Annotated in this window: 9 protein-coding genes; 5 read left to right on the forward strand and 4 right to left on the reverse strand. The window is 43.1% G+C overall.

The features are described 5' to 3' along the window. Positions 1-77: 77 nt before the first annotated feature. Positions 78-260, reverse strand: coding sequence for a hypothetical protein (locus F6K46_RS16050; protein ID WP_293117159.1), 183 nt, complete (start codon positions 258-260; stop codon positions 78-80). Here F6K46_RS16050 and F6K46_RS16055 point away from each other — a divergent pair. The 3 genes from F6K46_RS16055 (at position 259) to F6K46_RS16065 (ending at position 3,931) form a co-directional block, all read left to right on the forward strand. After that, the gene (locus tag F6K46_RS16055; RefSeq protein WP_293053484.1) at positions 259-1,488 is read left to right on the forward strand and encodes a DUF1501 domain-containing protein; all 1,230 of its coding nucleotides are present in this window, start codon (positions 259-261) and stop codon (positions 1,486-1,488) included. The two genes, F6K46_RS16050 and F6K46_RS16055, sit on opposite strands and share 2 nt — an antisense overlap. 354 nt (positions 1,489-1,842) lie before the next feature. After that, entirely contained in the window at positions 1,843-2,889 is a 1,047-nt protein-coding gene (locus F6K46_RS16060; protein ID WP_293053487.1) for a hypothetical protein, read from the forward strand. A gap of 304 nt (positions 2,890-3,193) precedes the next feature. Next, positions 3,194-3,931, forward strand: a complete 738-nt coding sequence (locus F6K46_RS16065) for a sulfite exporter TauE/SafE family protein (protein ID WP_293053490.1) — start codon at positions 3,194-3,196, stop codon at positions 3,929-3,931. Between the two features lie 97 nt (positions 3,932-4,028). On the opposite strand, the gene F6K46_RS16070 is transcribed toward F6K46_RS16065, so the two are convergent. From F6K46_RS16070 to F6K46_RS16080, 3 genes are read right to left on the reverse strand one after another with little or no spacing between them, the layout of a single operon-like run. Beyond that, complete coding sequence (locus F6K46_RS16070) at positions 4,029-4,415, reverse strand: hypothetical protein (protein WP_293053493.1); 387 nt, start codon at positions 4,413-4,415, stop codon at positions 4,029-4,031. A 42-nt stretch (positions 4,416-4,457) separates the two neighbouring features. Then, the gene (locus tag F6K46_RS16075; protein ID WP_293053496.1) at positions 4,458-9,245 is read right to left on the reverse strand and encodes a hypothetical protein; all 4,788 of its coding nucleotides are present in this window, start codon (positions 9,243-9,245) and stop codon (positions 4,458-4,460) included. Next, positions 9,242-10,543 carry an AAA family ATPase gene (locus F6K46_RS16080; RefSeq protein ID WP_293047293.1) on the reverse strand — a complete coding sequence of 434 codons (1,302 nt, stop codon included), beginning with the start codon at positions 10,541-10,543 and terminating at the stop codon, positions 9,242-9,244. The genes F6K46_RS16075 and F6K46_RS16080 overlap by 4 nt, the downstream gene beginning before the upstream one ends. Positions 10,544-10,943: 400 nt before the next feature. On the opposite strand from F6K46_RS16080, the gene F6K46_RS16085 reads away from it, so the two are divergent. Next, positions 10,944-11,933: a hypothetical protein gene (locus tag F6K46_RS16085; RefSeq protein ID WP_293053499.1), complete on the forward strand. Its 990-nt coding sequence runs from the start codon at positions 10,944-10,946 to the stop codon at positions 11,931-11,933. A gap of 165 nt (positions 11,934-12,098) precedes the next feature. After that, entirely contained in the window at positions 12,099-12,326 is a 228-nt protein-coding gene (locus F6K46_RS16090) for a hypothetical protein (protein ID WP_070392656.1), read from the forward strand. The last annotated feature ends 48 nt before the right edge of the window (positions 12,327-12,374 follow it).

The raw sequence follows: 12,374 nt of genomic DNA on the forward strand, positions 1-12,374 counted from the left end.
TTTAAAAAATATGCTTTTAAATCAACTTTTAATAAATTTGCTATTTTTATAAAAGCAAATTATATAATATTAATTTATTATAATCCCAAAAACTCCTCGAAGCTCTTTCCTACGATTCCCGATTCCCGATTCCCGATTCCCGATTCCCGATTCCCGATTCCCGATTCCCGATTCCCGATTCCCGATTCCCTGTTCCCGATTCCCGATTCCCGATTCCCGATTCCCGATTCCCTGTTCCCTATGCTATAAAAACCAACCATGAAAAGACGCAAATTATTACAACAAGCTAGCCTTCTAACTGCTGGGGGAATTATCTCTATGGGAAGTTGGGTAGCGAGAGGATTAGCAAATACGGCAAATACTAATCACCGTAAGCGACTGATTGTTATTTTCCTTCGGGGTGGGATAGATGGACTGAATGTAGTTGTGCCATACCAAGAGGCTGATTACTACCAAGCGCGACCCAGAATTGCGATTCCTCGCACCGGGGAAAAAGGGGGAGTCTTGGATTTAGATGGTTACTTTGGCTTACATCCAGCTCTAGCTGATCTGATGCCTCTTTGGAAACAGAAAAGTTTAGCCTTTGTTCACGCCAGTGGTTCACCAGACTCCACTCGCTCCCATTTCGATGCTCAGGATTACATGGAAAGTGGCACCCCAGGCATTAAGAGTACAGATGATGGCTGGATGAATCGACTATTAGGGACGATTCCCAAAGAAATACCAACTCAAGCGGTGAATATGGGCACAACAACCCCACGGATTCTATCCGGTCAGATGCCAGTGGCTAATTTACCGATGGGCAGAAATTATAATCACAAGCTGCCTGTAGACCGTCCCCAAATTGATGCTGCTTTTGATCAGCTCTATCGTGGTAATAATGCGATTAATCTGGCTTATCAGGAAGGAAGTGAAGCACGGAAGATACTCCTGGCTGAGCTAAAGGAAGAAATGATGGCAGCTAACCGGGGAGCACCACCTTCCTCTAAATTTGTTGGTGATAGCCGCAAATTAGCCAAGCTGATGGTGGGGGATGCTAAGACCCAACTGGCATTTTTGGCCTTAGGTGGCTGGGATACCCATGTTAACCAGGGCGGTAGTCAAGGACAGCTGGCTCGAAAACTTAAGCCTATTGGACAAGGCTTGGCTACTCTAGTCAAAGCGTTAGAACCGATTTATGCCAATACTGTAATTGTGGTCATGTCAGAATTTGGTCGTACCCTGGCAGAGAATGGTAATAAGGGTACTGACCATGGACACGGGAATGTGATGTGGGTCTTGGGTGGAGGAGTTCGCGGTGGTAAGGTCTATGGAGAGTGGCCCGGTTTGGCGGAATCCCAGTTGTATGAAAAACGTGATTTAGCAGTAACTACGGATTTTCGTGAGGTGCTGATGCCTGTGCTAAGGGAACATATGGAGATTGGAGACTCGAATTTAGCCCAAATCTTTCCTGGTTTTACGTCTAATCAGAGTTTGGGGCTTTTGTAGGGAAAGAGAAGTGTCGGGGGAGGGGAGTGCGATCGCGTTTGGCCGTAGGCCACGCTTCGCGAACGCGCAGCGTCGGCAAAGCCTAAAGCGTGACATGCAGGTCAATCGCTGTTCTTGAAATCCGCGATCGCACTCAACAAGCAAATTCTTAAAAGCCATAATTAGCAAGGTATTCGCTATCTATTTGGCTCAGGCTTGTTGATCAAACGAGGTGGAGTAGAAAAAAAGTAATATAATACACACGATTATCCCTTGTTGTCTGTATGGTTTGACTTGGCAAAATTATTTTAGGCTTGGTATGATTTGTTCAGCTTCTTTGAAGTCCATAACTTAAGACCGTCTATTCCTGTAAAAATGTCTAAAATTCTTATCTCTCATCCCATTGACCCAGAGACAGCTGACGATTTAGGATTGCGTGAGGTATATTACCCACTGAATAAAGAACTTGCAGGTGTAGACGAGCCTATATTCTATGCACCAAATTCTGGCGAAGAGTGCCTGTATATTCCTACCATTGCTACCAAACAACAGCCTGATGAAGAACACGATCCTAGCCTTGAAGTTTTACGTCAGGTACTGGTCACGTTTCAACCCGATGTCCTGATTGCAGGGAACAACGCCGTGCCCGGCACCGCACTCTATGCCTGGCGACAAGCTGTTGGTCATACTCGTAGTTTGCGAGTCATTCGACGGGGGGTGGATACGCGAGCGATCGATCGGCAAGCAGCAAATGAGCAATCTGTCAGTGTTGGTAACTTACCTGGGATCAATTCACCTTATGTGGCCAGGCACCAAGTTCAACAGCTTAAGTTAAATGAGGCTCAACCCAATAGTAAAATAGCGGTGATTGGGGTTGGAAACATTGGGAAAAATATCGCCCTTAACGCATTAATATTGGGTCTAGATGTTCATCTTTTCAGTCCTTCTTTGCAAAATCCTGCGCGACGAAACATAACGTTGCTGGAACGATCGATACCCCCTGAAAGGGTCACCTGTGCTCCTTCTCTGGAGGCCGCTTTTCAAGACGCTGCCTATGTCTCAGTTGCTGTACCTTGGGTCAACAGTCAGGGCAAGCCGAATATCGACATGTTTAGTCAACAACATCTTGAAAGTGTTCGGAAGAATGCGAGGATTAGTTCCGCGTCCCCACCCCGAATGTTTTCAAGCCAAGCTCTAGCCTGGATGAATGACCAAGTAATGCGGGGAGAACTTTACGTTCGCATTGATACAGCCAAGCGTTTGGCTGAGGAAATTAAGCAAGATTATCCCTATCTAGATCTAGCTCACGATGTAGCGTTTGCCGCTAGTGATTGCCAACAGGCATTGGATCAAGCTATGCTCAAGCAAGCTAGAAATTTTATCGCTCAAAGCCAAAACCGCTACGCTTCTGTAGGGGCCTAAGCCAATATTTTTGGGTTGTTCTAGAAATATTCTGGTGGAGAGGCAATTCAGTTAGTCGAGTAAGTTAGTCGAGTAACCCATATTCATAAGCTAGTCGCTTCGGAGCTGTAATTTAAATATAGTAGGTTATAGAGTAGATTAAGTAGGTTTACATCAGGTGATCGTTGTTGAGAATTATAAGTTTGGTTCAGGGTCTTTTATTATAGCTGTTTTGGAATTGGTTACGGATGGAAAAACAGTTCAACACTTGCTTGTAAACCTACCTACTGACTCGAAAACTTAAACTTAACCATTAGAGAACATAATGCTTCTATTGCTTTTAGCGTTAACTAGCGTTCTGGGCTGGTTTGTCAGTATCATTGTTGGGGGAGGAAGTTCCTTAATTCTTATGCCCATAGTGGGTATTTTTTTGGGGGCGCAGGCTATTCCACCAATAATTACGATTGGGGGAATCTTTGGTAACGCTGAGCGAATTTATGTTTACTGGAGTAACGTCAATTGGAAAATCTTAAAGTGGGAGATTCCAGCTGCAGTGGTGGGAGCATTATTAGGCGCTTTTACCCTGAGCAAGCTAGATCTAGAATGGCTGACTATTATTGTGGCAGCATTCTTAATTATTTCAGCTATTAGTTCTTTCTTGAAAAAGAATGAGCAATCTTTCACCGTAAAGATGTGGTACTTTATTCCCGGTGGATTTATCCATGCTTTTCTATCAGGTTTAATTGGCAGTATGGGGCCTATACTTGCCCCTTTTTATATCAATTACGGTCTTAAGAAGGAGGAGCTTTTAGCAACTCAAGCAATTGATAGATTAGTTGTTCACTGCATTAAGCTGATAGCTTACGGAGTGTTTGGAATGTTACAACTTCCTTACATCGGTTATGGGCTTGTGATCGGCCTGGCATCTTTTCCAGGGAATTGGTTGGGAGGATTGGTTCTGGAAAAGATTAGTGAAAGATTATTCCGTCAATTAGTTTTTTCTTTCGTTATGTTCAGTGGTTTCTTCATCTTTTGGGAACATCGACAAGTAGTAGGCTTTTAGGTAGAGTTACGGAGTAGGATGGGCAAAAAGCGTTTGGTTCTTTTGAGTAATCTAATCTAGATTACTTTGCCCACCCTACTTTAATTGGTATTTTTTTTCACTGAAGTCCCTGGCTGAAGGTATTGGGATCCTGTTGGTTGATCAGGCTCAGAGGCTCAACGGTGAGGTTCAGAGGCTCAACGGTGAGGTTCAGAGGTTCAACGTTGAGGTTCAGAGGTTCAACGGTGAGGTTCAGAGGTTCAACGGTGAGGTTCAGAGGTTCAACGGTGAGTTTCACAGACTCAACGGAGAGGTTCAGAGGTTCAACGGTGAGTTTCACAGACTCAACGGAGAGGTTCAGAGGTTCAACGGTGAGTTTCAGATATTCAACGGTGAGTTTCACAGACTCAACGGAGAGGTTCAGAGTCTCAACCGCGAGGCTCAGAGGTTCATGCGTTCGCGTTCGCGCAGCGTCGGCTTTGCCGAAAGCGTGACCAAAGGTCAATCGCCTTTTAGTTGATACCTCGACAAAGACTGCGATCGCTTTTTAGTTGATGTCTTCACAAAGAGTGCGATCGCGTTCACTGACATTCCGGTTATTCCTTAGATAATCCCCAGCCCAATCGCAACCACGTCGCAGTAGCTCATCTAGATTATTTAGAGCTAGATCGATATTCCACAAGATTACAGTTTTATCCTGACTAGCCGTAGCAAGAGTCTTGCCGTCAGGGCTGAAGCTAACACTATTGATGGCAGCACCACTACTCTGGAGGGTTTGGAGTAGTTTACCGTCTCTATACCAGAGTTTAACTGTTCCGTCACTACTACCACTGGCAAGTATGGTGATACTGTTGGGTTTGAAACTGACGCTATTGACTGGACCACTATGTCCCTTGAGAGTTGCCAGTTCATGACCTTGCAAATTCCAGAGTTTAATAGTTTTGTCCAGACTGGCAGTGGCAAGGGTCTGACCGTCAGAGCTAAAGCTGAGGCTAATCACCGCAGCACTATGCCCCTTGATAGTTTTAGGTTTTTCACCTCTCAAATTCCAGAGTTGTACGGTTCCATCCTTACTAGCAGTAGCGAGGATTTTGCCATTAGGGCTGAACTTGACACTGTAAACATCATCTTCATGCCCCTGGAGAGTGCGCATTTCTTCTCCCGTCTCTAAATTCCAGAGTTTTACGGTTCCATCCTTACTAGCAGCAGCAAGAGTTTTTCCATCAGGGCTAAAACTAAAACTATTAAACCACTCCTTACCACTTCGCAAGCTTACTATTAGTTGACCCGTTACCAAATCCCAGAGCCGAACATTTCCATCCAAACCAGCACTGGCAAGTGATTTCCGATTAGGGCTGAAACTAAGACTTGTGACTGCACCTTGATGTCCTACCAAGGTCATGAGTAGTCTACCGTCTCGTCTCCAAAGCTTAACAGTTCCATCGAAGCTAGCAGTGGCAATTGTGCGACCATCGGGACTAAAGCTGACGCTATCAACCGCAGCCTTATGCCCAAATAGGGTTTGGGTTTTGAGATCATAGTCCTCAACGCTCCAGAGTCTGACGGTCAAGTCTCTGCTGGCGGTGGCTAAAATTTTGCCATCGGGACTAAAGCTCATAATTGCAATCCCTCTCTTATGACCCCGCAAGATTTGGAGTTCCTGACCGTCCCGACTCCATATTTCAACAGTTCCGTCTAAACTGCCAGTGGCAATTGTCTGACCATCAAGACTGAAGCTAACGCTGTTGATTGTGGCACCAGAACTCTGGAAAGTAAGAATTTCCTTTCCTTGAAGATTCCAAAGTCTAACAGCTCCATCCAGACTAGCAGTGGCAAGGGTCTGACCATCAGGGCTAAAACTGATACTTGTAACATCAGCTTTATGCCCCTTAAAGGTTTGCCCAATTCGGTTGCCTTGTTTGTCCCACAATCTTACTATTCCGTTGCTACTACCACTGGCAATCACCTTACCGTCAGGACTGAAACTGAGACTCGTAATACTAGCGTTCTGTATTGCAAAGGGTTGCCCAATTCGGTTGCCTTGTTTGTCCCACAATCTTACTATTCCGCCGCGACTACCACTGACAATCACCTGACCGTCCCGGCTGAAACCGATACTTGTAACCTCAGTTTCATGCCCCTGGAGGGTGTGTCGTAATTGACCGTCTATACTCCAGAGTTTGACGGTGCCATCAGCACTGCCAGTGGCAAGGATTTCACCATCAGGACTAACACTGACGCTATTGACTGTATCTGTATGCCCTGGGAGAACGGTTAGTATTTCATCATCTCCCCTCCAAAGTTTGACCGTACTATCAGCAATGCTAGTGGCAAGGATTTCACCATCAGGACTGAAAGTGATGCTATTAACCCAACTGTCATAACCTTCCAAACGATTGCGCTCTCTGACTCCATAAAGGGCTTGCTGTAATGCAGCTAAAGTCTGAGTGCGGGTATTGGTTCCTACTGCGATTGCTGACTTAAGTTGTGTTCCTGCCTTTAAAGCTAATATGAGTGGATCAAGTGACTCCCTATGTCTGTTAAATAGGGCTTCTGAGGATTGAGCAAGAGCAAGAGTCTTTAGTATTTTAACTTGTCTCGCAAATAGTAGTCCGGTCAATAGTATTAATACTACCATAATAATCATTTTTTTGACAACTGATGCTCTAAATCGGCTTTTGAAAAACGCCTCTTCTAGTCTTAATTTACTTCGTTCCGCCTCTTTTCTTGCTAGTCTCTCCTGTTCCAATTCAGTGATTATTAAAGCTCCTGTCGATTGACGAATAATAGGAACAAGATAGTCGTGTACTAATTGATAGTGCGCAGTCGAAAATTCTGGCAAAAGTAAAACCAATCCTGAGTTTACGAAGATCTCTAATATTAAATCTAGGTTTTCTGTCTCTCCTACTCCTAGATCCAATAAACCCGATCCTAACTCTGCCCTAGACTTGAGTGGTCGAGTGTTATTTTTATCTGTTAGGAGGTATAAAACTAGTCTGGCGTCACTTTCATTCCAATAACCACAGTCTTTAACAACTCCAGCTAAAAATCGCTCCAATAGCTTCTGTTTAGAACCGATTTTTTCATACTCAACCAGTTTATAAATTTTATCTTCTTGCAATTGTAATCCCACAATCTGTAACTCAATGGGACGAACTTCACCCAGCTCTACCGCTAAATCATTAACAAGTTTATTAATCAAAGCAGTTTCTAAATAAAACTGAGGTTTATTTGTTAGTTTTTTTATAAAGTTAACACTATCTTTTCTAGAAAAATTTTCTAAATAATAAAGAATATCTTGGCTTAATATGTAATTGATAGTATCTATTTTGTGTGAACGTTGAAATTTTAATAGATAGTGTAGATAGTCTTCCCTTAATGACAGAATAACTTGAGTATAAGGAATAGAGTCAATTGCTGTTTTTAAAAATTCCAATAAAAGATTACGCTCGACTAGATCTGGGACAGCAAAAAATAATTCTTCAAACTGATCAAAAATTAAAACTGTTAGTAAGTTTCGGTCACCATTTTCTTGCAACTGTTCCAAGATGGTAGTTACTGAATCTGCTTCAACAGAAAGACTAAGCCCTCTTGTTTTTAGTGAATTAACCAATAACTTGCCCAACTGCCTAACCCAGTCAGTATAGACTCGTATGGGAATTGGCAGCACATCTCGTTGACCAATGGCTCGTTGCTTGAGAATTGGAACTAATCCTGCATAGATTAAGGAACTTTTACCAACCCCAGATGCTCCATGAATAACAGTTAATTTACAACTAGTATTGCCAATTCTTTCGACCAAATTATTGATATCTTTTTGTCGGCCAGAAGCGATGATTTCGTCTGCAACCATTTCAGGCTGCTCAAGGGCTGGAAGTTGAGACTTAGTTCTCCTTCGTTTTGGCTGTAATCTCCCTGTACCGATAAAGGCTCGCAAGCCAAACTGTTGCTCAATGGATATTCGTTCTTGTTTAACTCCAAAAGCAGCTAGATAGTCACCCTTTTCAAGATATAATTCTCGCCAGCTTGCCAAAATCCTAATATAAAGCTCTGGAGCATAATGGGCTTGAGTTTCTGCTTTAGCTTTTTCCAGATAATTGATACTGTATTGATACTTACAAAGACCTTTTTCTGCTCTTGCTAATAATAATAAATACCAAGCTTTATCAACAGATGGCATCCCATCTAATTTTGCCTTATGCTCCGATGAAATTGCTGTTGATTCATCCGACAAACTAGTTTTCAGGATTGAGAGTGCTTGCTCTGCTAATTCCTTAGCTTCATTCCAAGCTAATTTATCTAAAGCCACCTCGGCCAGAAAACCATAATCTTTAGCTAACTCAATCGAATTATCACTGGCTCTATGGAGTTTTAGAGACCTTTGGGCTAAGGTTTCTAAGTCTTCCCATCGTTGCAAGCGTTGCAATACTCTGGCAACTTGAGTAATCAATCGGTTAGCTAAATCCTGATCAGATATCTGAGCTAAACTATCAACACATTGCTCAAATATTTTTTTTCCTTCAGGTTTTACATAAGGACATAAACCGATATGAAATAAAACCATCCCTTGCCAATCGCAGCGGGTTAGCCTTTGCCATATATCTAAGCTTTTTTGAAAGTAAAGTAATGATTGTTCAAACTGTTGTTTAACATAGTAATTTCGACCTGCCATAAAGTAAAAAAAAGCGTCTAAATCTGGTTCTATTTCCTGGTTGTGATGGTGTAAATCTTGCCAAGCTAAACCAAATTCCGATAGATCATCTATCCCCCGATTCAGCTCATACAAAAATTTGTCGGGATCAGAGTCTGGAAAGGTAGCCAATATCTCCTTAGCTTGTTGAGAGAGAGTATAGATTAATTCATAAGATAAGGAATCAGGAGGGGTTTGAAACTCCCTAGTTGTGCCCCAACTCTCGAAATCAGGAGCAACCCGAACCAATTTGGTTTGAACGTCATCATTAATCCACAGCACTAGGGGGAAATGGAAATTTTTCCGAAACTCTTCCCGCACTTGGTTAGTGGCAGTCAGCAAGCTATCAATATCATCAACGGCCTCTAAGCCAAAGACCATCATAGCCCCTGGTTGCTGATCTCCTAAATCCTGCCGAATATTGCTATAAAGTTTGCGATCAGACTTTTTCAGCACAACCTCGCGGATTGGAACAGGACAGCTTTCTCGGAGCCGCTCAGTCATTTGCTGCTGTACATAGGTATAGTTACAGTGTGCAAAAATCAGTGAAAATTGCCCCTGAGAAGCTTCCATTGCCCAAGCCAATCTTTGCAACGCACGCTCGTTGTAGGCAGTAACCTCTTTGGTTTTATCGGAGGCACTCATAGCTGTAGTTCCTTAGCTTCTGCCAAAATCGGATTAACATCAAACCAAGGTTCTTCTTGATCATAATACTCATAAACAAAGCGACTGCGGATTAAGATTTGATATCCATCATCTCCAGTCACTTTCTTATCCTTAGCTACTTTACGCAGTAAATCCCACTCATCATCAGTGATCGCTAACACAAGTTTATGATGCTGAGCCTTAATCATACGTTCTAGACCATTACGGGACAGGGGTAGTTTTCCTTCTTCCATGATCCAATCATTGAGAAACCGAAGCAAATTCCGCACATGACCGCCACTAGCACTACATAAACGGTCTAAGGTTTCAGCACTGTCAAAAATTGCTGTAATTTTAGTCAGACGCTGGTTTGGCTCTAAATCTGGGAATGCTCTTGCTAGTACCATCTGTCGCAGCAGTGCCATTCCCTGTTCATGTTTACTACCGTCCCGTAACTGTACAGGTACCATTGGCAGGACTTTGGGGTCGGTCATAAACCGTTCAGTCACCATCCCAAAGTCATTGGAAAACCGCAGTGACAATGGAATCGTGTAAACCACGTGACAGCCCAGTCCCCGCAACTGTGCCCCTCGATCCGCAAACAAATATTCTGGCTGAAGACGACCAAAGGGCTTTTGTATAGAGTCCACGCGGTCAAGGTTATCGACAATTACTACTAGTCCCTTTTTCCCCGTCTGTTTCAATTTCTTGATAGCAGGCTCCAGCACCTCCTGATTAATTGCCTCAATAAGTCCATTGGTTCGAGGCTCTAGATATCCTCTCAACTTATCCCGCTGCTTAGGGCTAGCTTTGGCTTGACTGGTAATGGTGGCAATTCCTACAGAGAATTCTACATCCGATAGCTCCATCGGTGTTTTTAAGATATCTGTGACTTCACCAAATAACCTCTGGAAGTACCCTGGTTGAAGGCTAATGCCAGCGCCTTTGAGACTTTCACTGACTCGACGGGCGATCGCCAGTAAAATATCGCTAATATCAACATCGCTCATTTCCAAGTCTCGGTCGGACTCAAAGTAAACCACATGAAATCCTGACCGTTCTAAATCCAGCTTTAACCTGAGCAACTCCGTAGACTTGCCGCAGCCAATATGCCCAGTAAACAGTTCACAGGTAGGTTGATTTGGTGAAAATATAGCAATCTTTTTTCTAAGTTTTTCAATAATCTGACCGCCCCGTACTGAAGAGAAATCAATGTAATACTTGCGATCCTCCTCATTGTCCACCGCTAAGGTTTTACTGGGGTTGGTAGCTCGGTAAAACGTTTGTAAATCGGTCATCTTACTTTTCTATTAGTAGTTTTTACCCTATTCTGTACCAAGCTGCGGTTGGAACATAGAACGGTTCATCCGAGCTGGCATTATGCACCCACTCTATTTTATCTCATTTTCGGTTGAATACTTATAAATAGTAGGTCATAGGGAACAGGGAGCAGGGAACAGGAAGGAAGAGTAGGAAATAAATCCGATAACTTTTTGGGGTGATGCTAAAGAAGCCTTGATTTTTATGGTCAGTTTTTAAAAACTGACCACCGTTTTTTTGATTAATTTTTTTATTAAAAAAAATGACTAATTATCAGCTATAATAATTATGAGTTATAGATAATTTTATCCTACTCCCTACTCCCTACTCCCTACTCCCTACTCCCTACTCCCTTTCCTATAGTTTTTAGGCTGTTCCATGACCAGAAACGTCCATGACCAATTTGCCAAACAATGTCTGAAAGAACTCCTCGACCCCCTGGGGAAGGTAGAAACGAGCTGGAAAGTGCCTGGGGAAGTTCAAGAAATTGATGTTTACTTTTTGCCATCCCAGCCACTAACCACCAATGGACAAAGCCTAGGATTACTCGGACAACTGGCCACAACTCCTGCTATTTTTGAACCGTTCCGCAACCCAGTTACTAAATTTGAGGTGCTAAGTTGTATCGGTAAACTTATTCAGGTTCATGGTCAAGTTTTCCGTCAGGCTAAGCGCACTAATGCCCAAGTTAGGGTGACAGAACTGCCTCGTTTATGGATTCTTTCCCCAACCGCTTCGGAAGAGTTTTTAGAAAGCTTTAATTTTCAACCAGATCTAGTTAATTATCCCAAGGGGATGTACTTTCTGGGGAAATCCTTGTATACGGCGATTGTGGCGATTCACCAACTACCAGTGACCCCGGAAACCTTATGGTTGAGAATTCTCGGTAGAGGTAGAGTGCAACAGCAAGCAATTGAGGAGTTGAAATCCCTACCGAACGGGAGTCAGCACAAAGACAATATCCTAGAATTAGTATATGACATGCTGGCGATATTAGACGCACGTATCAAACAAAATCAAAACCTTGAGGAAGATGACCGGGAGTTAATCATGCAATTATCTCAGATATATCAACAACGACTGGAATTGGCTACCGAGCTTGGCAAACAAGAGGGACTAGTCCAGGGACTAGTCCAGGGCAAAGAAGAGGGACTAGTGCAGGGCAAACAAGAAGGACTAGTCCAAGGTAGGCAAAACGAACGCCGTAGTATGGTCACCTACTTATTGCGTAGCCGTTTTGGTGAACTAGACCAGGAACTGCTCGACATTATTGAGCCATTGATGGCACTCTCTCCAGAAGAATTTATCCCCCTACTCTTACAATTGTCTCGACTAGAATTATTGACTCGATTTGGAGAGCAAACATAGTCGCGCTTGGGTCTTGGCAAGAGGCAAGAGGCAAGAGGCAAGAGGCAAGAAAATAGATAGGAATTTTGGCTAATGGCAAGAACGGTCATGCTTGTCTTGAGTCAGCGCGGCACTGCATCGCTTTTTCTAATTCATTCGGAAATGCTATTTTAATTTTAAAACGTCATGTCAACAAAGTATCGCAGCGTAGTTTATGCTTGGAAGGGAAGAGGCTGGACTCAAGAAATTAAATGGCTTCGTATAGAAGGTGAAGAACGTCCTGAATGGAAGGACCAACTGTGGGTAAATTTCTTAACCCACATGGCTCAAGAGAAATGGGAACTTGTTTCAACAGCACCCCTAGGAGGTGGTGAAGGTTCAGTTTATGGAATTGTTGCCTACTTTCGGCAGTAAAATTGGGTTGAACAGACTAAAAAATCCCAGTTTAACTAAAAACTATAG

The organism is Moorena sp. SIO3E8 (assembly GCF_010692445.1).
Taxonomy (GTDB): Bacteria; Cyanobacteriota; Cyanobacteriia; order Cyanobacteriales; family Coleofasciculaceae; genus Moorena; species Moorena bouillonii.

Bases quoted from the DNA above. Each gene is read 5' to 3' on its own strand.
- F6K46_RS16055 (WP_293053484.1), top strand. From the start codon at position 259: ATGAAAAGACGCAAATTATTACAACAAGCTAGCCTTCTAACTGCTGGG.
- F6K46_RS16050 (WP_293117159.1), bottom strand. From the start codon at position 260: ATGGTTGGTTTTTATAGCATAGGGAACAGGGAATCGGGAATCGGGAAT.
- F6K46_RS16060 (WP_293053487.1), top strand. From the start codon at position 1,843: ATGTCTAAAATTCTTATCTCTCATCCCATTGACCCAGAGACAGCTGAC.
- F6K46_RS16065 (WP_293053490.1), top strand. From the start codon at position 3,194: ATGCTTCTATTGCTTTTAGCGTTAACTAGCGTTCTGGGCTGGTTTGTC.
- F6K46_RS16075 (WP_293053496.1), bottom strand. From the start codon at position 9,245: ATGAGTGCCTCCGATAAAACCAAAGAGGTTACTGCCTACAACGAGCGT.
- F6K46_RS16080 (WP_293047293.1), bottom strand. From the start codon at position 10,543: ATGACCGATTTACAAACGTTTTACCGAGCTACCAACCCCAGTAAAACC.
- F6K46_RS16085 (WP_293053499.1), top strand. From the start codon at position 10,944: ATGACCAGAAACGTCCATGACCAATTTGCCAAACAATGTCTGAAAGAA.
- F6K46_RS16090 (WP_070392656.1), top strand. From the start codon at position 12,099: ATGTCAACAAAGTATCGCAGCGTAGTTTATGCTTGGAAGGGAAGAGGC.